The sequence below is a fragment of the Epilithonimonas arachidiradicis genome (assembly GCF_003610695.1).
Lineage (GTDB): Bacteria > Bacteroidota > Bacteroidia > Flavobacteriales > Weeksellaceae > Epilithonimonas > Epilithonimonas arachidiradicis.
On sequence record NZ_RAQH01000004.1, the window covers coordinates 263,005 to 284,077 of the forward strand.

Here is a 21,073-nt window from a genome sequence, read left to right on the forward strand (position 1 = left end):
CCTATGAACGAACTGATTTCTCTCGATCAACAATTGCTGTTATTTCTCAATGGATTGGGGAGTTCTACATTCGATCCATTTTGGCTGTTGGTAACAGGAAAGTGGTTTTGGATTCCATTTTATGTGATTTTACTTTATCTTGTTTATAAAGCCGTTCCACGAAGAAAATTACTATTTGTTTTGATTTTTATTGCCATCGGTGTCACTATTTCCGATCAGCTGGCAAGTGTTTTCAAACATGGTGTAGAAAGGTTAAGACCTTGCCAGGACCCATTGATACTGGAAAAAATGCGGTTTGTGATCTGCGGCGGAAAATATGGATTCTATTCTGCCCATGCATCCAGTGCTTTCTTTCTGTTCAGTTTTCTGACGATATTGATTGGAAAGAATTACAAATATCTTCCTTATATTCTCATTTTGTGGGCTTTTATCGTTTCTTATAGTAGGATTTATATTGGCGTACACTATCCCGGCGATGTTGCTTTTGGTGCAGCAGTCGGTTTTCTTTTGGGTGGCGTTTTAGCCAATCTAACTAAGAAAGTTGTTAATAGAAATTAGAAATTAATTTTGCTAACATCTAACATCTAACATCTAACATCTAATCATTATGATAAGGTTTCCCTTGCAAAATTGTTGCTGCTCTATAAATCTGTTCCACAAAAAATAACCGAATCATTTGGTGTGTAAAAGTCATTTTGGACAGAGAGATTTTCTCATTCGAACGTTGGTAGATCTCCTCCGAAAAACCATAAGCACCACCAATCAAAATATTGACTTTTTTCACGGAACTTCCCATCCAGAAATCTATTTTTTCGGAAAACTCGCGGCTGGTGAACTGTTTGCCTTTTTCGTCCAGAAGAATAACGAAGTCCGACGGATCAATTTGGTTTTGAAATAGCTTGGCTTCTTCTTTTTTCAATTGGTCCGGATTCAGGTTTTTGGCATTTTTTACATCCGGAATTTCCAGCAATTCAAAGTTCCAGTGTTTGGGGATTCTCGGCAGATAATACTTGATAAGAGAAACAATTTCTTTATCATCCGTTTTCCCGATACAGATCAAATTGATACGCATTTAGTATATTTGTGAGGCAAAGATAAATGAATGGCAAAAAAAATACGAGGTTTTTTTCTCAGAATCGAAAACTTTTTCGACGGAATCCATATCCCGGTTTTAGGAATTTCTTTGTGGAAAATGTTGACAATTTACACAGATGCGATTTTTAAAAATCCTTTGGGAAAGCAGGCTGCCAGTATTTCCTGGAACTTTTTCCTAAGTCTATTCCCGATGATTTTGTTTTTCTTGTCGGTTTTGCCCTTTATGCCGCATTACGATAAGCTTCAGTTTTATATTTTTGAGGTTTTGATGCCAAGGATTTTCCCGTCCCATATGCAGAGCGATGTGACCACTTACATCCAGGAAAATATCATCCCAAATATGAAATCTCTTAGCAACCTTACCATACTATTGTCGTTTGTATTTGCCACCAATGGATGTTTTACCCTGATCAACGGATTCAACAGAAATACGGAATTGCAGAGAGGATTTGTAAAAGAATATGCTTTGGCAATGCTTGTGACGATTTGTTTTTTAACCCTGGTTTGTCTCTCTATTTTTGGAATTTATTATAGTGAAGTTGTTCTGAAGCTTTTTACACCGACGTATGACATCAGCTGGTTTACCAAAAACCTGACGAAGATTATTGGATTCATCTCGTTTCCAATATTCTATTTTATCTTGTTGACACTGTTTTACTGGGTTGGCTGTCTGAAGATTACAAGACTACGGGAAGCTGTTCCGGGCGCAGTATTAACAACCGTGTTATTTGTTCTGTTGACTTACTTTTTTGCATTATATGTTGCCAATATCGCAAGATACAATGTGCTTTATGGTTCCATCGGATCCATTATTTTGGTAATGGTTTGGGTGAATGTGAACGTTTTTTTGGTATTGATGGGTAATGAACTGAATCTCGCAATCAAAAAAGTTAAATTGGAAAAGTTAGTTCGTGAAGAAATGAATTCTACCGAAATGATCGATTCCTAATTTCGTTTCAATTTTAAAATCAAATAACCAGTAATTCCTGATATGACAGAGGCAAAGAGGATACTGATTTTGGAAATATTCTGAGTTTCGATTTCATTTGGAAAAGCTAAAAGCGATACGAAAATTGACATTGTAAAACCGATTCCGGCCAAGAATCCAACACCAATCATTTCTTTCCAGGCAGATAAAGCAGGCATTTTTCCCCATTTCAGTTTAATGGCTAGAAAGGAAAACAAATTGATGCCTAAAACTTTTCCCGCAAATAATCCGAAGATGATTCCCAGACTCAATGGACTGATAAAATGAGCAAATATTTCGGACTGAAAAGTAATATTGGTATTTGCTAAAGCGAATAACGGCATAATTAAAAAGCTGACAGGAATATGAAGTTTTTGTTCTAATTTTTCTAATGGCGAAATCTCGGTTGTAGAAATATTGGTAGGAATGGTAAAAGCCAGTATGACGCCGGCTATCGTTGCATGGATCCCGGAATGATGCATAAAATACCATAGAAATAATCCCGGAATAATATAAAAGATGATCTTTGTAATTCCGACTCTGTTGAGAATAATTAGTAAAGCTGTTATTCCGCCGCAGATTCCCAAAGAAATCCAATCTATAGAATCTGTATAGAATAATGCTATGACGATAATTGCTCCTAAATCATCAACAATTGCCAGAGCGCTTAGGAAGATTTTCAAAGAATTAGGGACACCTTTTCCCAACAATGAAATTATAGCAAGCGAAAACGCAATGTCAGTTGCCATTGGGATGGCCCAGCCATTTTTGTAATCGGTATTATGATTGAAAGCAAAATAGATTATTGCCGGAACCAACATCCCACCAAGCGCAGCAAAAATCGGAAGACTTGCTTTTTTGATGTCGGACAATTCGCCTTCCAGCAATTCCCGCTTGATTTCCAGTCCAACCAAAAGAAAGAAAACCGCCATTAATCCATCATTAATCCAGACCGAAACGGAATAATTGAGATGGAATAGTTCTGTTCCTATTTTCGAATCAAGAAGATTTTGAAAATTTTCTGCCAGAGATGTATTGGCGATTAGTAGTGAAATCAAAACACAAATAATCAAAAGAGTCCCGGAAGTTTTGCTGTTATGAAAAAATTTCTGAAAATACTGTGATAGCTCCATATAAGGCAAATATACGAGGAATCTAAAAATTAATCTTGAAAATAAAAGTTTAAAAAATTCTTAAACTCGCTTCACTTTAGAAACGCCATTGATGTTTTTAAGCTGTTTAAAAGTCTCTTCCAGCTGGCTTTTGTTTCTGACTTCCAGGTTGATATTTCCTGTGAAAATTCCGTCATTAGAAGCAATGCTCATACTCTTCATATCCATATTCATATTATTACTGATCACAGCAGTGATGTCATTGATCATTCCCATCCTGTCAAGCCCTTCGATCTCGATTTTGATTCTGTTTTTAAAGCTTTCTGCGTTTACCCATTTCGCTTGCAGAACGCGATAATCATAATTAGCTCTCAGGTTGATAGCATTCGGGCAGTTATCATTATGCACTTTGATACCGTCAGAAATCGTAATGAATCCGAAAATTTTATCACCAGGAATCACTGTGCAGCATTTAGCAAAGGTATAATTCAGTTTTTCTTCATCTTTTCCAAAGACGATCATATCCAGGTTGGAGTCAACTTTCTCAACATATTCTTCCTTGTTGGACGATTTTCGGAAACGGTTAAAAATATTGCTGAGAATACTTTTTTTGTCAGAATATCTTTTGATATCACCAATATCGAAAGTCCCGTTCTGGAAACCGATAAACAAATCCTGGGAAGTTTTCAGATTCAGGAATTTTTGCAAGCCATTGATTTCGTCATCATTAAAATTCAGTTTGGCGTGGCGCATTTTTCTTTGCAGAATTTCCTTCCCTTCTGCTGTATGCTGATTTTTTTCTGAATTAAGGATATTCTTAATTTTAGATTTGGCTTTGGAAGTGACTACAAACTCCAGCCAATCCGCTTTAGGTTTTTGGTTCTGTGACGAAAGAATGTCGATCTGATCGCCGTTTTGCAACACGTAACTGATTGGAACCAGTTTTCCATTGATTTTAGCTCCGAGACATTTCATTCCCAAATCAGTGTGAACAGAGAACGCAAAATCCAATGCTGTGGCGCCAGTCGGCAAAATCTTGATTTCCCCTTTTGGCGTGAAGACAAAAACTTCTTTGGAGTAGAGATTAAGTTTAATGTTATCAAGAAGTTCGGATGTAGAAAGGTTTTGCTGTTGTTCCAAAACTTCCCGGATCTCTGAAACCCAATTTTCAAACCGCTGATCATCACTATTTTTCCGGTAACCTTCTTTGTATTTGTAGTGGGCAGCAACACCTTTTTCTGCGATGTCATCCATTCTCTCGGAGCGGATTTGGACTTCGATCCATTTTTTATCAGGACCCATTACGGTAAGGTGCAAACTTTCGTAGCCAGTAGATCTCGGTTGAGAAATCCAGTCGCGCATTCGGGAAGGATTACTTTGATAAAGGTCGGTGACGATAGAATAGATTTTCCAGGCAAGGAATTTCTCATTTCTCGGATCAGATTTATAAATGATTCTGATGGCGTAATTATCAAAAACTTCCTCAAAAGTCACATTCTGTTTCTGCATTTTACGATAAATTGAACTGATGGCTTTCGCACGGCCTTTTATGGTAAAATTGAGTCCTTCTTCTTTCAGCTGTTCAGAAACTTCTTTGGTAAACTCCTCAACATATTTTTCGCGGCCTTCTTTGGCGATTTCCAATTTACCAACAATCTCGTTATAGATATCAGGATTGTTATATTTCAATGAGAGGTCTTCCAGCTCAGATTTGATATTGTAAAGCCCGAATCTGTGAGCAAGTGGTGCATAGATGTAAGCGGTTTCCGCAGCAATTTTTTTCTGCTTTACAGGATGCATACTTTCCAGCGTTCTCATGTTATGCAGGCGGTCAGCGATCTTGATGAGAATCACCCGGAAATCTTCAGATAATGTCAGCAACAGTTTTCTGTAATTTTCAGACTGAACCGATATGTTCTGCTGGTTCATCACAGAGATTTTTGTCAAACCGTTAACGATATCCGCAATATTTTTCCCAAAGATTTTTTTAAGATCTTCATACGTGTATTCGGAATCTTCGATCACATCGTGGAGTAGTGCGCAGGCAATGCTAGTTGCACCCAACCCAATCTCGTTGGCCACAATTTTTGCAACTTCTATCGGATGATAGATGTATGGTTCTCCGGTTTTTCTGCGCTGATCTTTGTGAGCATCCAAAGCTATATCAAAAGCCTTTCTGATAAGCTTGTTCTGCTCTTCATCCAAAGTACGGTAAGTATTGGAAATTAGGTCTTTATATCTCGCAAGGATTTCCTTGTTTTCTTTCTCTAAATCGTAAATCATATAAAATGTAAACTCACAAACGAATATAAGAAATTTAATACAGATTATCAAGCTATCTTTGTGCCAGATTTTTCTAATAATCTGATTTTGAAAATGGAAAATTGCGGGCTTTTATTCCGGAAAGTTTACAGAATTTTGATTCCGGTTTACACTCTTTTTTTGCTTTATCTGATGTTTTTCGGATTTGGCAGAAGCCAGTATGATATCAATATTGTAAGGATGATTCCTATGTTTTCAACAGTTGGTTTTGTTGAGCACACGATTCTTTGGAAAACCATTATCATTAATATCTTCGGTAATATCGTAATGTTTATTCCATTTGGGTTTTTAGGAATTGTCTTTCCGAAACTCAACAACTTCCGGATCCTGATTCTGGACTTTCTTTTTGCAATCATAGCCGTAGAAAGTCTTCAGTATTTCACAAGACTAGGCGTTTTCGATATTGATGATATTATTCTGAATACAATTGGTATGGCAACAGGATTCTGGATATATCAATGGTTGAACAGAAGGTTTATTGGTAAGGATTCTTAGTATGAACTTCCATCCATCTTGCCGGATCTTTGATATTATTCCAACCAAATTTTTTATAAAGTTCGTGCGCATCAGCAGTTAAAAGAATCCACCTTCTCAAACCTTGTAATTCCGGATGATTCATAATGTTTTCCATTAATAATTTTGACAGACCAAGTCCACGATAGTCATTCAAAATAAAAACATCGCCCAAATAAGCAATTGTCGTAAAATCTGTAATCACTTTTGCAAATCCAACCTGCTTGTCTTTGTAAAACACACCGAAACAGAAAGCATTGGCAACCGATTTTTCGACAATATCTCTCGGAATTCCTTTTGCCCAATAGGATTCTTCTGACAGATATTGATGAATTATATCAATATCCATTTTGGATTTGTCGGTAGAGATATAAAAGTCTTGTTGGTTATACATTGTTATGAATTTAATTCTTTGGCTCTGTTTTCTGCGGCTAAAATTCCGTTTTTGAGAATAGATTTCAATTGATTTTCTTCGAAAGTTTTAAGGGCGGCTTCTGTTGTTCCGCCTTTTGAAGCGACATCTTTTATGAGTTCTTCCAAAGATTTATCAGAATTATTAATAAGATGATAAGCGCCCAGCATTGTCTGCTTGACGAATAATTTCGAAAGGTTTTCATCGATTCCCATTTCTGTTCCGGCTTTTATCATTGCATCGATGATGTAATAGAAATAAGCTGGCCCGCTTCCGGAAAGAGCTGTTACGCCATTCAGAAGACTTTCGTCTTCCAGATAAACAGAACGTCCTGTGGAGTTTAATAATCGTTCAACGTTCATCAATTCGGAGAAAGAAATGCCTTCTGCAGCAGTATAACCTGTGATTCCCATTCCGAGAAGAGTGGGCGAATTGGGCATTGCTCTTACAACGGATTGATGGTTGAGCAGTTTCTGGATTTTTTCAATCGAGATCCCTGCCATTATTGATAAAACCATTGATTTTTCGGGTATATTGAAAGATAAATTTTCTGCGACATAACTAAAATCCTGAGGTTTCACAGCAATAATAATCAAGTCTGCTTCTAGATTTTCAACTTCATCAAAAGACGAAATTTCAGAATTCGGAAAAATCGATTTTATTTTCTCCTTTTTATTTTGATTTCTTGTAATCAGATGCAGGTTCTGAGGTTTTATCAGTTCATATTTCAAAAATGATCTGGAAAATGATAAACCCATATTTCCTGCTCCTAAAACTGCAATTTTCATTGGTGTTTTTTAGGTTTTAAATTTTAACAATTCCCGTCGATTTCGCAAGAATCGCCTTCGTTGATGATATTGATTTTTGAATTATTTTCAGAAAACTCTGTCCAGCTTTTTTCCAGGACTTCCGAAAACAAATCCGTTGGTTGTGCTCCGGAAACACCATATTTTTCATTGAAAACAAAAAAAGGAACACCTCTTATTCCCATAGAATTGGCTGCGGAAATATCTTGATTAACCAGGTTTGCTAAATGGGGAGATTCAACAGCTTTTTGGATTTCCTCTTCAGTGAAGCCTAGTTTTTCTCCAATTTCACAAAGAACAGCAACATCGTCAATATCTTTTCCTGAAATGAAATAAGCTTCGAAAAGCAATTCTTCCATTTCATTTGCTTTTCCTTTTTGTTTGGCAAATTGAACCAGCATTTGACTTTTGAAAGAGTTGGAAACTTTCACTTCATCAAAATTAAAATCAATGCCGGCATTTTTTCCTGTTTGGATCAGATTCTCGTGCATCTGCATTATTTGAGGCATCGGAAAACCTTTGATTTCGGAAAGATATTCGTAATGATTTTTGGACAGATCCGTTTTCATATTCGGATCCAATTGAAACGAATGCCAATTGACTTCAACCTGATCATTCTGAACAAACTTCCGAAGGGCTTTTTCAAAATTCTTTTTTCCAATAAAACAAAACGGACAACGCGTATCGCTCCAGATATCTACTTTCATTTTTTCTTATTTTAAATGTTTTTCAGAATCATAAATACCATCAATTATCAACCAGAAACCTTCAACTAAATAATATTGACTTCCCGTTCCAATTCAATTCCAAATTTCTCTTTTACTGAATCAATAATCATCGTGGAAAAATCAAAAATCTCTTGTCCGGTTGCATTTCCTGTTGCATTGATGATGACCAAAGCCTGTAGTTGGTTGGAAGCTACATTTCCGATTTTTTTGCCTTTCCAACCGGCTTGTTCTATTAGCCAGCCTGCAGGGACTTTCACAAAATCACCATTCGGATAGCCAGGGATATTTTCGAAATTTTGTTTTAAATTTTCGAATTGTGAAGCAGAAATTGTTGGGTTTTTAAAGAAACTTCCTGCATTTCCAATGACTTTTGGGTCAGGTAATTTGCTTTGTCTGATATTAATTACAGCTTTGGAAACATCCTGAATCGTTGGGTTACTGATTCCCATTTTTGCAAGTTCCGACTGGATTGCACCATATTCTACATCAATTTTGTGGTCTTTTCTGTTGAGCCTGAACGTGACTTCCAGAATCACATATTTCCCTTTTCCTGCCTGTTTGAAAATCGAATCTCTATAACCGAATTGACATTGTCCAGAGTTTAATGTTTCTAATTCCAAAGTTTCAAGATTCAAGACTTTACAACTTTCAAAAACATCTTTGATTTCGGTTCCGTAAGCGCCGATATTCTGCATCGGTGACGTTCCCACATTTCCTGGAATCAATGAAAGATTTTCCAGCCCGCCATAATTCTTATCTAAACAATACATCACGAGCTGATGCCAGTTTTCCCCAGCTTTTGCAGTCACCAAAACCTGATTGTCATCAATGATTTTTTCAGTAATGCCTTTCAGATTAAGCCTAATGACTAATCCGTCAAAGTCCTTTGTCAAAAGAATGTTACTTCCACCACCTAGGAAAAGGATTGGGAGCGCTTGTGTGTTTGAGAATTGGAGACTTTCTAATAGTTCTTTAGCAGAATTAACTTCTGAAAAATATCGGGCTGAAACCTCAACTCCGAATGTGTTGTATGGTTTTAAAGAAACGTTTTCTTGGATTGACATTAATATTTTTTAAGAAGATTTTCGAGATTATTTTTAAGGGTTTCGATTTGTTTATAACCTTCGGAACCTTCCGGGACGTTGATTAATTCATACTCTTTATCAGTTGTTGTGATTCGGAAAATATCATCCGGACCATCATAATGGCCGCGTGCTTTTCCGCTTTTGGTTTTTTCCAAAAGAGAAATGTTGATGTCTGCAACGATTTTGTCCCAATCTTTTTGATTGATTTTCTTTTTGAAGACAGGGTAATCTTCAAATCTTCCACCGGTTTTATTCGATTCCAGGGAATCTTTGGTTGCATTGATGAAAGAGCGGCCGCCTCTTCCGGCTGTGTGCGTATACGAAACTGATGTTATATTTGTTTTCTGTGCAGAAGTTTTGCAATTGATCAGAAGCATTGCAAGGACAGAAAGTATAAACCCGATTTTTAATATTTTCATCATAATTAATTTTAAGATTGATGTAAATTTAATGATAAAACCACATAGAAATTTTAATTTTTAAGAGATTTTAAAACTATTTTTTCTATGTGGCTTTGACGAAGAATTTGGAATTGAAATTAATTCAAACCAAACTCAGCTCTGTATTTTTCAATTGCATCTTTCAGAAGCTCAACACTTCTTTTAAGGTCTTCCTGCTTCAGAACATAAGCGATTCTTACCTGCTTTTTACCCAATTCCGGATTGCTGTAAAATCCTCCCATTGGGGCAACCATAACGGTTTCGTTGTTGTTGGAATAGCTTTCCAGAAGCCACTGAGCGAATTTGTCAGAATCATCAACCGGTAATTCTACACCACAATAGAAAGCACCTTTTGGTTTTGGACAAATCACGCCGGGAATTTCATTCAACAGTTCTACCAAAAGATTTCTTCGGCTGGTGTATTCTTCCCTTACTTTGGCAATATATTCCGCATCATTTTTGTGAGCAGCAGTGGCTGCAATCTGACCTAAAAGAACAGGACTCAATCTGGCCTGTGCAAAAAGAATGGCAGCATCGTGGATTTTCTTGGAACGGGTGATCATACAACCGATTCTCGCCCCACACATCGAATATCTTTTAGACTCGGAATCAATAACGATAACGTTTTCCGCAACTTCCGGGAATTCTAACATCGAGATCTGTTTTTCGCCGTCGTAAACATATTCCCTGTAAACCTCGTCCGAAATAATCACGATGTCGTGTTTCTTTGCAATCTCGGCAAGCTTTTGAAGTTCATCTCTTGAATAGAGGTAACCTGTCGGATTTCCGGGGTTACAAACGACAATGGCTCTGGTCTTATCCGTGATTTTTTTCTCAAATTCTTCAATTGAAGGCAAAGCAAATCCTGTATCAATAGTAGAAGGAACTGCTACAACGTTAATATTGAAAGTTCCGGCGAATCCATTATAGTTCGCATAATAAGGTTCCGGAATAATGATCTCGTCTCCGTCATCGCAAAGCGTGGAAATTGCAAAATTCAAAGCTTCCGAACCACCGTTGGTTACAATGAAATTATCAGGTGTTAGATCTGTAAATCCTAAAGAATGATAATAGTCGGTCAAAGCTTTTCTGTATTCGATATTACCTTCTGATAAGGCATATTCCAAAACTTTGAGGTCGATATTTTTTACAGCATTCAAAGCAGTTTCAGGCGTTTCGATATCTGGCTGACCAATGTTAAGATGATAAACTTTGATTCCTTTCTGTTTAGCTGCAGTGGCAAAAGGGACTAATTTTCTAACGGGAGATGCAGGCATATGCTGCGCTCTTTGCGATATTTTCGGCATTGTTTCTTGACTTTGGAGTACAAAAATAAGCTTTAATTTTTCAACAAAAAAATTAGTACTTTTGATTTGAAATAATTGGATTTTATTTAATCGCAAAGGCGCTGGATTTTATCAATTATCGTATTTTTTAAGTCGCCGATTTTTTTTTAATAATAAAAAGCTTTGTGACTTAATAATAATTGAATTTTAATTCGTTTTTTGTGACTTTGCGATAAACTTTAATAAATAATCATATGCAGATTTTTGTTGATACCATAGAAGAATATATTTCCCAGATTCCTGAGGAAAGACGAGAAGCTTTTAGAGAGCTTTTGGAAACTGTTGACAGTAATCTTCCGAAAGGTTTTCAACAGAATATGCAATACGGAATGGCAACCTGGTGTGTTCCTTTGAAAACGTATCCTGCAGGTTATCATTGTGCGAAAAATACACCGCTTCCTTTCATCAGTGTGGCTTCTCAAAAGAATTTTGTGGCGTTTTATCATATGGGCATTTATGCGGATCCAAAACTTTTGGATTGGTTTGTAGGAGAGTTTCCAAAACATTCCAAAAAGAAATTGGATATGGGCAAATCCTGTATCCGTTTCAAAAAGATGGAAGATATTCCATTCGAATTAATGGGAGAGTTATGTTCGAAAATCACTGTGGATGAATGGATTGCAACTTATGAGAAAAATTTCAAAAAGTAATTTACTTTGCTGTATTTTTGCGCTGTTTTTTTTAACAAGCTGCAAAACTTACAATATTTCGATTTTGGAAAACGGTGATTTACTTTTTGTCCCATCTGTGGATTCTGGGCTGTCTGGAGCAATTAATAATGTCACACAGACAGAAAAGAAAACATCGTATGATCATATCGGGATCGTGAAAAAAGAAGAACATCATCTATATGTGCTTCACGCTGCGCCAAAAGGCGGTTCACAAAAACAAAAGCTCAATCATTTCTTAAAAGAACAAACCAAATCCGGACGAGCTATCGACGTGTATCGCTTGAAATCGGCATTCAAATCATCCATTCCGGCTTCAGTTTCTAAAGCTGAATCGTTGATTGGAAAGCCTTATAACTTCAATTATATTCTGGATGATAATTCATTTTACTGCTCAGATTTTGTTGAAAGAGCATTCCGGGATAATCAGATCTTCCAATTGGAGCCAATGACCTTCGTTGACCCTAAAACAGGAAAGACCAATGCTTTCTGGGAAAAGTTTTATCAGGACAAAAACCTAAAAGTTCCTGAGGGTGAACCTGGATGTAATCCCAATGGTCTTGCTGCATCCAACAAAGTTTACAAAGTAGGAGAGCTGAAATAAATTTTTTTAAATTTAATTCATACTTATTTGGTGGGAATTAAATAATTTCTATATTTGCAATAGATTTAGAATTAAATGATAAGCATATTCTCTCATATTATGATGTGTAATCCCAAATAAAACATTTGGTAGGAGAGAATGTGTGAAAGCTCTGCCTTACCGGTAGAGCTTTTTTTATTTAAAATTTGAAATGATATGGATAAGACTAACAAATATTATACGGATGAGAACGTGGTGAGATTAACTGCGTTTCTGGTGATCGTGATCGTCGCTGTATCCTTATTTTTCAAATGGTCTTTACTGGTTTTGCTTTTAGTTTTTGCTTTTGTATTGAGAGCTTTAGGATTATCGATTTCTCCTTTAGCTCTTTTTTCAAAATTTATTTTAAAAATACTGAATATCAAACGTAAACCGATTTTTGCAACACCAAAGAGATTTGCTGCAATATTAGGATCGGTTTTCACATTGCTGATTTTCCTATTGACAATTAATGACTTTTATGATGCAGCTGTTGCATTAGGAGTTGTACTGATAATATTAGCGAGACTGGAAAGCTTTTTCAAGATCTGCGTTGGCTGTTATGTCTATCAGGCTATTGTTGTTCCGATCCAAAATAAAATTAAATAATCCACCAAAAAATATTACTATGATTTACAAACAAGAAACTACAAATAATGCTTTTTTTGCAACGCCGAAAAAAGAGATCATTCTGGAAATAGAGCTGAATGGAAAGATAAGATTTGATATTCTCCTTTACACGATCTACAACCATTATAATATCAGTTACAAAATTGTGAATGCGCACATCGAATATCTGAATGGAAATAATTTCGGGAATGTTAAACTCTTGTTGAAAATCACTCAGGAAGAAATAATGAAGATTGAAAACTATCTGGCGCAATACAAATTGTTGAGCAGTAAGATCGATGTTCTGCAAAAAAAGGAAGCTTCATAAAAGCTTCCTTTTTATTTTTATAATAATTAATTGAATTATTATTAATCAATTCTTCTGATATCAGCACCAATTGCTCTCAATCTTTCGTCGATGTTTTCATAACCACGATCGATTTGTTCGATGTTTTGAATGACCGATTTTCCTTCAGCAGAAAGTGCAGCGATCAATAGCGCATTTCCGGCTCTGATATCCGGCGAAACCATTGTTGTTCCTCTTAAAGGCGTTTCTTGATTCATTCCAATTACAGTTGCCCTGTGCGGATCGCAAAGGATAATTTGAGCACCCATATCGATCAGTTTGTCAACGAAGAATAATCTGCTTTCGAACATTTTCTGATGAATCAAAACAGAACCTTTTGCCTGCGTCGCAACGACCAGGATAATAGATAACAAATCCGGAGTGAATCCCGGCCAAGGCGCGTCGGAAACCGTTAAGATAGACCCGTCGATAAATTTCTGTACTTTATAATGATCTTGAGAAGGGATGTAGATATCATCGCCTCTTTGTTCCAGCTCAATTCCTAATTTTCTGAATGTATTGGGAATAACACCAAGCTGATTCCAGTTAACATTTTTAATGGTGATTTCGGATTTTGTCATTGCTGCCAATCCAATCCAGGAACCGATTTCCACCATATCTGGCAGCATTGTATGCTCTGTTCCGTGCAGCTTATCCACACCTTCGATGGTTAATAGATTTGAACCAATTCCTGTAATGTTCGCACCCATTCTGTTCAGCATTTTACATAATTGCTGTAAGTAAGGTTCGCAGGCAGCATTGTAGATTCTGGTTTTTCCTTTTGCTAAAACAGCAGCCATTACAATATTCGCAGTGCCCGTAACAGAGGCTTCTTCTAGTAGAATGAATTTTCCGTTCAGTTCTTTAGCAGTTAAAGAGTAGAAAGCTTCTTCCTCATCATAAGAAAACTCTGCGCCCAATTCTACAAAACCTTGGAAATGCGTATCCAGACGTCTTCTCCCGATCTTGTCTCCACCAGGCGTTGGCAAATAGGCTTCACCAAATCTCGCCAACATTGGACCAAGGATCATCACAGAACCTCTCAATTTTGCGCCGTCCTTTTTGAATTCTTTAGATTTGATATAATCAAAATTAACTTCGTCAGCTTTGAAAGTATAATCGCCTTTTCCGTTTTTGGTTACTTTAACGTTGAAATCCTGAAGAATCTCAATCAGTTTATTAACATCTTTGATGTCAGGGATGTTGGTGATTCTCACTTCGTCCCCAGTCAAGAGAACAGCACAAAGAATCTGCAAAGCTTCATTCTTCGCACCTTGAGGGGTAATCTCTCCGCTCAATCTTTTTCCACCTCTTATTTCGAAAGCTCCGCTCATTATCGTCTTTTATTTTTATGGTTTTGGAAGTTATTTTTCCTTTTGTTATTGTTATTATTTTGGTTTCTGTTATTTTGATTTCTGTTGTTGTTTCTGTTAGTGGCGTAATAGATTTTGCTCTTGTCCAGCGTATCCAGCCCTGTAAGATCCAGTCTGTTCTCTGATAGCTCTTTCAAATGACGAAAAATGACATCATCCTGAACGTGTTCTTTGTTATACACATTATAGGATTTTTTCATATTGTTGGCAATCACCTGGATCAGAGCGTCTTTTTCATCACCTTCTTCCAGGGCAATCGCTTTTTCAATCAATTGTAAAATGCTTTTTCCGTAAAATTTATAATCGTTATCCAAAGACGGATAATCCATTTTTCTTGGTTTGGTGATCAGATCTTCTGCAGAAACAACCGGATATGGAGAATCTACATCCAGATCATGATTGGCAAGGATAAAAAGATGATCCCAAAGTTTATGTTTATAGTTTTCTTCGTCGCGAAGATGCGGGTTTCTTTGTCCCATAAACTCAACAATTGCAAGCGCCATTTCATTTCTTTCTTCTTTGGTTTGTAGCGTTTTACAATGTTCTACGAGCTGTTGTATATTGCGCCCATACTCGGGCATTAGCAGTTGTGTTCTGTCGGTATTATATTCCATAATATTGCAAATATAAAAATAAACTTATAATCTTTTGAGAAGATATTTCTCCGAATTTTTACAACTGCAGATTTACAAGAAAATACCTGTGTCAAAACCTCGACAATTGTATATTATCACTTTCAAGTAAAATCATAATCTGGGCCAATTTTGTTCGATGTTTTTAATGTATAGTAACTCTATTATAATTAGCAAAGTAAATTTAGAAAGTGCAATAATTCATACACTTATAGACATTATTCAAAACAATAAAATATCTTGATTTATTCGGTGCAACGTTTTTAATTTACAAAATCATCGTCAACTGGATTCTTTTCCTTGCCTCATCTACTTCTGTAACCTTCACCTGAATGTGCTGGTGCAGTTTTACGACTTCATTCACATCTGAGACAAAACCGTCCTTCAGTTGTGAAATGTGAACCAACCCACTTTCTTTGATTCCTAGATCCACGAAACATCCAAAGGCAGTAATATTATTTACAATGCCGGGAAGTATCATGCCGGGTTTTACATCTTTGATTGATTTTATATTGGGATCAAATTCAAAAACCTTGGCGGCTTTTCTTGGGTCTAATCCTGGCTTTTCTAATTCTTTCAGAATGTCTTTGATTCCAAGAATTCCAATATCATTAGTCACATATTTTTCTGGATTGACAGTAGCTATTTTTTCTTTATTTGAAATCAAATCTTCAGTTTTCAAGCCTAAGTCTTTCGCCATTTTTTCTACAATTTTGTAAGCTTCCGGATGAACGGCTGAATTATCCAAAGGATTTTTTGCATTCTTGATTCTCACAAAAGCGGCTGCTTGTTGATAAGCTTTTTCGCCTAATCGTGGTACTTTTTTAAGTTCTTTTCTTTCGGAGAAAGCGCCATTTTCTGTTCGGTAATTAACGATGTTTTCTGCCATTTTTTCTCCGATTCCAGAAACATAACTTAATAATGATTTACTGGCTGTATTCAGGTTGATTCCTACTGAATTTACAGAGCGAATCACCGTATTATCCAGTTCTTCTTTCAGCTTAGTTTGATCCACATCGTGCTGGTATTGCCCAACGCCAATAGATTTGGGATCGATTTTTACTAATTCTGCTAAAGGATCGACCAATCTTCGTCCGATAGAAACGGCGCCACGAACGGTCACATCATAATTCGGAAACTCATCTCTAGCAATTTTACTGGCTGAATAGACCGATGCGCCTGCTTCTGAAACCACAAAAACCTGAATTGGTTTATCGAATGCAATTTTTTTGATGAAGAATTCGGTTTCACGGCTGGCAGTTCCGTTGCCGATGGAGATGGCTTCAATATTATAAGCATTAACCATCGAGCGGATTTTTTTCATCACCATTCCGCTTTCGTTTTGAGGTGCGTGTGGATAGATATTTTCGTTGTGTAAAAGGTCACCTTGTTCGTCCAGACAAACGACCTTGCAACCAGTTCTGTAACCAGGATCAATGGCTAAAATTCTCTTTTCTCCTAGTGGCGAAGCGAGTAGCAGTTGTTGAAGATTCTCAGAAAAAACCTCAATCGCTTTGATATCTGCTTTTTCTTTAGCTTCCTGAAGTGCTTCATTGGAAAGAGCCGGTTCTAATAATCGCTTGTAGGAATCAGCAATCGCTAATTCGATTTGTTTTGTGGATGAATTGTTGCTTTTTATAATTGCATTTTCGATGAGGTCAAGCGCTTCATCTTTTTCGATATCGACAGAAGTTTTTACAAAGCCTTCATTCTCAGCACGGAGCATTGCCAATAGTCGGTGTGACGGAATTCTGTTCAAGGCTTCCTGCCATTCAAAATATTGTGAGAATTTTTGTGCTGCTTCATCATCTTTTTTTGATTTGACAACTTTGGAAGAAATAATGGCTTTTCTCTGGAATAATCGCCTCAGGTTTTTACGAACGTAGAGATTTTCATTAATCCATTCTGCAATGATATCTCTTGCACCTTGCAGAGCTTCCTCTTCATCGGCAACATTTTGATTAATATATTTCGAAGCGATAAAATCAATATCATCAGAACGTTGGCTCATAATGATTTTGGCTAAAGGTTCCAGTCCTTTTTCCCTCGCTGTATCGGCTTTTGTCTTTTTTCGTTTTTTGTAAGGCAGATAAAAATCTTCCAGTTCCTGAAGGTCAAAACTTTGTTCTATTTTTTGCTTCAGCTCTGGAGTCAAAGCACTTTGTTCTTCAATAGATTTCAGGATGCTTTCCTTTCTTTTAACGATTTCTTCAAATTGTTTATTCAGTTTGTAGATGTTTTCAATTGCAACTTCGTCCAGATTTCCTGTTTTGTCTTTTCGATAACGTGCTATGAAAGGGATGGTGCAATCTTCGGAGAAAAGCTGAAGCGTACTATCTATATTTTTGGTTGGGATATTTAATTGCTTTTGTATAAATTCTGAGGCCGTCATTTCTTGATTTTGAACAGCGAAAATAGTGTTTTTTGTAATTCATTTGACGCAAAACAGATAAGTTGTAAAACAAACAGCCCGCTTAATAAGCAGGCTGTTTTATTTTTTAATTCGTAAAATTAATCCAGAGGCTTTCTTCCCGAGATGATATTAAATAATACCACTACAATAGCGATAACCAGAAGAACGTGAATTAAACTTCCTGTGTCCATTCCCGGAACAACGCCTAACATTCCTAAAAGCCATACAATAATACAAATGACTGCGACTAACCATAATAGATTTCTCATAACTTAAATTTTTTAGTGTGATTTAATTAGCTATAAGCATATACTGTGCCTTTTCAATTTTGAAATGATAAAAGCTTATGATTCGTGATTTCGGAATAATTTTAAAATAACAGGAAAATGATCGCTGTAACCACTCAAATATCTTGAACCTGAATAAGTTCTGGAAGGATAATTGCTGTTCTTGTTATCTTTGTTTCTTAGTCTTGGAGAATTATAGATTTGAGCTTCGATATTTTTAAAAGTGAATTTTTCTTTTAGAATTTTTTCAGTAAATAAAATTTGGTCAAAACAAACACCTTTCTTTCCGTGGTAGGTCGAAAATTGATTTTGTTTATATAATGTTTCAAAAGGATTATTCAGAATTTGTTCACCATCTTTATCAAAAAGCAATTCCTGAACAACTTCATTATCCGGATTTTCATTGAAATCGCCCATCAAAACAATAGCTTCTCCTTTATCAAATAGTTTCTGAAGTATTTCTTTTAACTTTCCAATAATAAAATTTCGTTTTTCTTTTTTTTCATCCTGATTTCTTTTGGAAGGCAGATGGAGGACAAAAATATGAAGCTTTTTTTCTTGGTAAGAAAACTCCGCTTGCAAAATATCACGTGTATCAAATTCTTTATCTTTATCCCATTGAAACTGTAAAGTCTGATATTTCAGTAACGTGAATTTCTCTTTATCAAAAAGCAAAGCCACACTTAGATTACGAGAATCTTTAGAAGGTTCATAGATGATTTTGTAATTATTAAGAGGAGAATTTTCATTGGTCAAATCTTCTAAAACTGATCTTGCACCAATCTCAGCCAAACCAATAATGGAAGGTAATTGTCCAAAATCTTCCTCGATAAAACGAAAAACATTTGAGATTTTTCTGACTTTCAAATTGTATTTGTAATTATCCCAATTATATAATCCGGAATGGTAAGATTCTGTAGAATCCTGGTCAGGCGGATAAAAGTTTTCGACATTATAAAATGTCAGTAATTCTTCACTCATCTAGCCTTGCCATTTTTTTCGGCGCATATAGATGAAGGTGACAATAACAATCAGCGCCATTAGTCCCAGTGTAAAATAGTAACCCTTCTTGTGATGCAGTTCCGGCATATTGTCGAAGTTCATGCCGTAGATTCCGGCAATGAAAGTAATCGGTAAAAAATATACCGAGTACATCGCCAAAAGTTTCATCACCTGATTCGCTTTTTGGTCAGACAAAGCCAGAAACATAGAGATAAGGTTGACCGTTTGGGCATTCACGTGGTCAAAATCTGCAATTACATCCTTTTGTTTATCCATCAAATCCATTACTTCCACTTCCTGCAAATCTAGAGTTTTGAATTTAGTAATCCATTCTCCGGAGATGGTTAAGATTCTCGTATTAAGACCAGATTTTCTTTTCAGTTTATAAAGCCTTCTGATTTGATTGCTTTGATTGGTGTTTTTAAGGAAGATTTCATTTTCCATACTATCCATCACTTCGAGCAAAGTATTACTCTCGTCATCGAAGGTTTTTATGATTTTCAAAGCTAATCGAAGCGCCAAATGATCACGCGAAATATTTTCTGGAGTGTCTTTTTTCAATTCCTCAAAAACTTCGTTGATGCTTTTGCTTTTTGCCCGGTGTGTTGTGATAATTAATTTTGGAAGCAAGAAAATCCCTAATTTACTACTGATATCACTGATGTTGTTCAGTGTCCGCTTTTCCAAATCCGTAGATTCGCGGGTCAGAAAAAACTTCACTTGGTCCACTTCTTCATATTTCGGAAGGTGGTTGGGATCTATCGTATCCTCTAGCAGGAGATAATTGATGTGGTAACGCTCGTGCAAAAACTGCAAATCCTCTTCAGTAGGCGCAGTTACGTCTATCCATTCCCAGTTGGCAGTTTTATATTTCTGTTCTATCGGCATAGAACAAAACTAATTAAAATATTACTTATTTCAAGACTATCAATGTTTCAAAATATTTGGGCAGCTTAATCCGCCTTCCACTCCCGCTTTTTTCTTTTTTGGCAAAAAAAAGAAAAAGAGCTCCGCTCAAGTCGGGCTGCAGCTTCGCAATATTCAACATTAGTCATAATTTAGGGGTTTTATCATTCAACCAAAATAATTTAACCTGATATGAAAGAGTTAAATTTTAGCAATCAATAAAAAATCTATGTAATAAATAAAATATTTACATTTGTCAAAATTTCTAAAACACACCAATGTTTAAAAGTGTAATATCCGGCGTGGGACATTACGTCCCGGAAAATATAGTGACCAACGACGACCTTTCTAAACTAATGACCACCAACGATGAGTGGATTACGGAAAGAACAGGCATCAAAGAAAGAAGACATCGCAAAAATCGTGTAGATTCTGAAGAAACAACTTCTTTTTATGGTTTGAAAGCTTCAGAAATCGCTCTCAAAAATGCCAAACTTACCGCAAAAGACATAGATTATATTGTATTCGCAACCTTGTCTCCGGATTATTATTTTCCGGGTTCTGGCGTGTTGTTGCAAGAGATGCTGGGTTGTGATACAATTGGTGCATTAGATGTTCGAAACCAATGTTCAGGTTTTGTTTATGCAATGAGCGTGGCAGATGCGTTCATCAAATCCGGATTGTACCAAAATGTTTTGGTTGTTGGTGCAGAGATTCATTCTTTTGGATTGGATTTTTCTGATGCCGGACGTGGAGTTTCAGTGATTTTCGGAGATGGCGCTGGAGCGGTAGTTTTATCTGCAAGCCAAGATGAAAATGCAAAAGGAATTCTCTCCGTAAATATGCATTCTGAAGGAAAGTATGCGGAAGAATTAGCAGTGAAATTCCCAGGAACCAAATTAGGCTGGAGCGACAATCTTCTTAAAAATCCAGATTCTTTGACAGCAGAAGATATTTATCCAGTAATGAACGGAAATTTCGTTTTCAAACACGCTGTTACAAGATTTCCTGAAACCATTTTGGAAGCGCTTGAAAAAGCAGGAAAGTCGATTGAAGATTTGGATTTATTAATTCCTCACCAAGCGAATATCAGAATCGCGCAATATGTTCAGCAATTGTTGAAATTACCGGACGAAAAAGTATTCGTGAATATCCAGAAATATGGTAATACAACTGCGGCTTCTATTCCGATTGCTTTGAGTGAGGCGATTCAGGAAGGTAGAATGAAACGTGGTGATTTGGTTTGTATGTCAGCTTTCGGAAGTGGTTTCACTTGGGGAAGTGTTTTATTTGAATATTAATTTGATAATAATATTTTAGATTTAATTAATAAAGATATCTCGCAGATTTGCTGATTGAGCAGATTAATTTCAAATATTTATAATCAGC

The 21,073-nt window shown here is 36.3% G+C and carries 23 protein-coding genes; 8 read left to right on the forward strand and 15 right to left on the reverse strand.

Annotated elements, in window-relative coordinates:
* Positions 1-3 precede the first annotated feature (3 nt).
* Positions 4-558: a phosphatase PAP2 family protein gene (locus tag BXY58_RS08920; protein WP_120213507.1), complete on the forward strand. Its 555-nt coding sequence runs from the start codon at positions 4-6 to the stop codon at positions 556-558.
* Between the two features lie 40 nt (positions 559-598).
* On the opposite strand, the gene rlmH is transcribed toward BXY58_RS08920, so the two are convergent.
* Entirely contained in the window at positions 599-1,072 is a 474-nt protein-coding gene (gene rlmH / locus BXY58_RS08925) for a 23S rRNA (pseudouridine(1915)-N(3))-methyltransferase RlmH (protein ID WP_120213508.1), read from the reverse strand.
* A 30-nt stretch (positions 1,073-1,102) separates the two neighbouring features.
* On the opposite strand from rlmH, the gene BXY58_RS08930 reads away from it, so the two are divergent.
* Positions 1,103-2,044 (forward strand): YihY/virulence factor BrkB family protein, encoded by a 942-nt coding sequence (locus BXY58_RS08930; protein ID WP_120213509.1) that lies wholly within the window; start codon positions 1,103-1,105, stop codon positions 2,042-2,044.
* Here BXY58_RS08930 and nhaA read toward each other — a convergent pair.
* Both nhaA and BXY58_RS08940 read right to left on the reverse strand, forming a co-directional pair.
* Positions 2,041-3,195, reverse strand: a complete 1,155-nt coding sequence (gene nhaA, locus BXY58_RS08935) for a Na+/H+ antiporter NhaA (RefSeq protein WP_120213510.1) — start codon at positions 3,193-3,195, stop codon at positions 2,041-2,043. The genes BXY58_RS08930 and nhaA overlap by 4 nt on opposite strands.
* A 60-nt stretch (positions 3,196-3,255) precedes the next feature.
* Entirely contained in the window at positions 3,256-5,457 is a 2,202-nt protein-coding gene (locus BXY58_RS08940) for a RelA/SpoT family protein (RefSeq protein WP_120213511.1), read from the reverse strand.
* A 93-nt stretch (positions 5,458-5,550) separates the two neighbouring features.
* Between BXY58_RS08940 and BXY58_RS08945 the strand changes: the two genes are divergently transcribed.
* Positions 5,551-5,991 (forward strand): VanZ family protein, encoded by a 441-nt coding sequence (locus tag BXY58_RS08945; RefSeq protein ID WP_120213512.1) that lies wholly within the window; start codon positions 5,551-5,553, stop codon positions 5,989-5,991.
* Here the strand turns inward: BXY58_RS08945 and BXY58_RS08950 are convergent.
* From BXY58_RS08950 to BXY58_RS08975, 6 genes are all read right to left on the reverse strand, one after another.
* Complete coding sequence (locus BXY58_RS08950; protein WP_120213513.1) at positions 5,972-6,403, reverse strand: GNAT family N-acetyltransferase; 432 nt, start codon at positions 6,401-6,403, stop codon at positions 5,972-5,974. The genes BXY58_RS08945 and BXY58_RS08950 overlap by 20 nt on opposite strands.
* Before the next feature lie 2 nt (positions 6,404-6,405).
* Positions 6,406-7,209 carry a pyrroline-5-carboxylate reductase gene (gene proC, locus BXY58_RS08955; RefSeq protein ID WP_120213514.1) on the reverse strand — a complete coding sequence of 268 codons (804 nt, stop codon included), beginning with the start codon at positions 7,207-7,209 and terminating at the stop codon, positions 6,406-6,408.
* Between the two features lie 23 nt (positions 7,210-7,232).
* Positions 7,233-7,934: a DsbA family oxidoreductase gene (locus tag BXY58_RS08960; RefSeq protein WP_120213515.1), complete on the reverse strand. Its 702-nt coding sequence runs from the start codon at positions 7,932-7,934 to the stop codon at positions 7,233-7,235.
* Positions 7,935-7,999: 65 nt separating this feature from the next.
* Positions 8,000-9,019 (reverse strand): UDP-N-acetylmuramate dehydrogenase, encoded by a 1,020-nt coding sequence (murB, locus tag BXY58_RS08965; RefSeq protein WP_120213516.1) that lies wholly within the window; start codon positions 9,017-9,019, stop codon positions 8,000-8,002.
* Positions 9,019-9,462, reverse strand: coding sequence for a hypothetical protein (locus tag BXY58_RS08970; protein WP_120213517.1), 444 nt, complete (start codon positions 9,460-9,462; stop codon positions 9,019-9,021). Before BXY58_RS08970 ends, murB begins: the two co-directional genes overlap by 1 nt.
* 116 nt (positions 9,463-9,578) lie before the next feature.
* Complete coding sequence (locus BXY58_RS08975; RefSeq protein ID WP_120213518.1) at positions 9,579-10,787, reverse strand: pyridoxal phosphate-dependent aminotransferase; 1,209 nt, start codon at positions 10,785-10,787, stop codon at positions 9,579-9,581.
* A 233-nt stretch (positions 10,788-11,020) separates the two neighbouring features.
* On the opposite strand from BXY58_RS08975, the gene BXY58_RS08980 reads away from it, so the two are divergent.
* From BXY58_RS08980 to BXY58_RS08995, 4 genes are all read left to right on the forward strand, one after another.
* Positions 11,021-11,476, forward strand: coding sequence for a DUF1801 domain-containing protein (locus tag BXY58_RS08980; protein ID WP_120213519.1), 456 nt, complete (start codon positions 11,021-11,023; stop codon positions 11,474-11,476).
* Complete coding sequence (locus tag BXY58_RS08985) at positions 11,454-12,098, forward strand: YiiX/YebB-like N1pC/P60 family cysteine hydrolase (RefSeq protein ID WP_229728415.1); 645 nt, start codon at positions 11,454-11,456, stop codon at positions 12,096-12,098. The genes BXY58_RS08980 and BXY58_RS08985 overlap by 23 nt, the downstream gene beginning before the upstream one ends.
* A 195-nt stretch (positions 12,099-12,293) precedes the next feature.
* Positions 12,294-12,725: a DUF4395 domain-containing protein gene (locus BXY58_RS08990; RefSeq protein WP_120213521.1), complete on the forward strand. Its 432-nt coding sequence runs from the start codon at positions 12,294-12,296 to the stop codon at positions 12,723-12,725.
* Between the two features lie 19 nt (positions 12,726-12,744).
* Entirely contained in the window at positions 12,745-13,053 is a 309-nt protein-coding gene (locus BXY58_RS08995) for an NIL domain-containing protein (protein ID WP_170144213.1), read from the forward strand.
* Between the two features lie 41 nt (positions 13,054-13,094).
* Here the strand turns inward: BXY58_RS08995 and murA are convergent, their stop codons facing one another.
* The 6 genes from murA to BXY58_RS09025 all read right to left on the reverse strand — a co-directional run bounded on the left by murA (position 13,095) and on the right by BXY58_RS09025 (position 19,666).
* A complete protein-coding gene (murA, locus tag BXY58_RS09000; RefSeq protein WP_120213523.1) occupies positions 13,095-14,405 on the reverse strand; it encodes a UDP-N-acetylglucosamine 1-carboxyvinyltransferase in 1,311 nt (436 codons plus the stop codon).
* Entirely contained in the window at positions 14,405-15,058 is a 654-nt protein-coding gene (locus tag BXY58_RS09005; RefSeq protein ID WP_120213524.1) for a DUF4290 domain-containing protein, read from the reverse strand. Before BXY58_RS09005 ends, murA begins: the two co-directional genes overlap by 1 nt.
* 286 nt (positions 15,059-15,344) lie before the next feature.
* Positions 15,345-17,468, reverse strand: a complete 2,124-nt coding sequence (locus tag BXY58_RS09010) for a Tex family protein (protein WP_120213525.1) — start codon at positions 17,466-17,468, stop codon at positions 15,345-15,347.
* A 119-nt stretch (positions 17,469-17,587) separates the two neighbouring features.
* Positions 17,588-17,758 (reverse strand): lmo0937 family membrane protein, encoded by a 171-nt coding sequence (locus tag BXY58_RS09015; RefSeq protein WP_120213526.1) that lies wholly within the window; start codon positions 17,756-17,758, stop codon positions 17,588-17,590.
* A gap of 75 nt (positions 17,759-17,833) precedes the next feature.
* Positions 17,834-18,757, reverse strand: a complete 924-nt coding sequence (locus BXY58_RS09020) for an endonuclease/exonuclease/phosphatase family protein (RefSeq protein WP_120213527.1) — start codon at positions 18,755-18,757, stop codon at positions 17,834-17,836.
* Positions 18,758-19,666 (reverse strand): magnesium transporter CorA family protein, encoded by a 909-nt coding sequence (locus tag BXY58_RS09025; RefSeq protein WP_120213528.1) that lies wholly within the window; start codon positions 19,664-19,666, stop codon positions 18,758-18,760.
* Positions 19,667-19,962: 296 nt separating this feature from the next.
* Here BXY58_RS09025 and BXY58_RS09030 point away from each other — a divergent pair, with 296 nt between their 5' ends.
* Positions 19,963-20,985 (forward strand): 3-oxoacyl-ACP synthase III family protein, encoded by a 1,023-nt coding sequence (locus BXY58_RS09030; protein WP_120213529.1) that lies wholly within the window; start codon positions 19,963-19,965, stop codon positions 20,983-20,985.
* Positions 20,986-21,073 lie beyond the last annotated feature (88 nt).

Bases quoted from the DNA above. Each gene is read 5' to 3' on its own strand.
- BXY58_RS08920 (WP_120213507.1), top strand. From the start codon at position 4: ATGAACGAACTGATTTCTCTCGATCAACAATTGCTGTTATTTCTCAAT.
- rlmH (WP_120213508.1), bottom strand. From the start codon at position 1,072: ATGCGTATCAATTTGATCTGTATCGGGAAAACGGATGATAAAGAAATT.
- BXY58_RS08930 (WP_120213509.1), top strand. From the start codon at position 1,103: ATGGCAAAAAAAATACGAGGTTTTTTTCTCAGAATCGAAAACTTTTTC.
- nhaA (WP_120213510.1), bottom strand. From the start codon at position 3,195: ATGGAGCTATCACAGTATTTTCAGAAATTTTTTCATAACAGCAAAACT.
- BXY58_RS08940 (WP_120213511.1), bottom strand. From the start codon at position 5,457: ATGATTTACGATTTAGAGAAAGAAAACAAGGAAATCCTTGCGAGATAT.
- BXY58_RS08945 (WP_120213512.1), top strand. From the start codon at position 5,551: ATGGAAAATTGCGGGCTTTTATTCCGGAAAGTTTACAGAATTTTGATT.
- BXY58_RS08950 (WP_120213513.1), bottom strand. From the start codon at position 6,403: ATGTATAACCAACAAGACTTTTATATCTCTACCGACAAATCCAAAATG.
- proC (WP_120213514.1), bottom strand. From the start codon at position 7,209: ATGAAAATTGCAGTTTTAGGAGCAGGAAATATGGGTTTATCATTTTCC.
- BXY58_RS08960 (WP_120213515.1), bottom strand. From the start codon at position 7,934: ATGAAAGTAGATATCTGGAGCGATACGCGTTGTCCGTTTTGTTTTATT.
- murB (WP_120213516.1), bottom strand. From the start codon at position 9,019: ATGTCAATCCAAGAAAACGTTTCTTTAAAACCATACAACACATTCGGA.
- BXY58_RS08970 (WP_120213517.1), bottom strand. From the start codon at position 9,462: ATGATGAAAATATTAAAAATCGGGTTTATACTTTCTGTCCTTGCAATG.
- BXY58_RS08975 (WP_120213518.1), bottom strand. From the start codon at position 10,787: ATGCCGAAAATATCGCAAAGAGCGCAGCATATGCCTGCATCTCCCGTT.
- BXY58_RS08980 (WP_120213519.1), top strand. From the start codon at position 11,021: ATGCAGATTTTTGTTGATACCATAGAAGAATATATTTCCCAGATTCCT.
- BXY58_RS08985 (WP_229728415.1), top strand. From the start codon at position 11,454: ATGAGAAAAATTTCAAAAAGTAATTTACTTTGCTGTATTTTTGCGCTG.
- BXY58_RS08990 (WP_120213521.1), top strand. From the start codon at position 12,294: ATGGATAAGACTAACAAATATTATACGGATGAGAACGTGGTGAGATTA.
- BXY58_RS08995 (WP_170144213.1), top strand. From the start codon at position 12,745: ATGATTTACAAACAAGAAACTACAAATAATGCTTTTTTTGCAACGCCG.
- murA (WP_120213523.1), bottom strand. From the start codon at position 14,405: ATGAGCGGAGCTTTCGAAATAAGAGGTGGAAAAAGATTGAGCGGAGAG.
- BXY58_RS09005 (WP_120213524.1), bottom strand. From the start codon at position 15,058: ATGGAATATAATACCGACAGAACACAACTGCTAATGCCCGAGTATGGG.
- BXY58_RS09010 (WP_120213525.1), bottom strand. From the start codon at position 17,468: ATGACGGCCTCAGAATTTATACAAAAGCAATTAAATATCCCAACCAAA.
- BXY58_RS09015 (WP_120213526.1), bottom strand. From the start codon at position 17,758: ATGAGAAATCTATTATGGTTAGTCGCAGTCATTTGTATTATTGTATGG.
- BXY58_RS09020 (WP_120213527.1), bottom strand. From the start codon at position 18,757: ATGAGTGAAGAATTACTGACATTTTATAATGTCGAAAACTTTTATCCG.
- BXY58_RS09025 (WP_120213528.1), bottom strand. From the start codon at position 19,666: ATGCCGATAGAACAGAAATATAAAACTGCCAACTGGGAATGGATAGAC.
- BXY58_RS09030 (WP_120213529.1), top strand. From the start codon at position 19,963: ATGTTTAAAAGTGTAATATCCGGCGTGGGACATTACGTCCCGGAAAAT.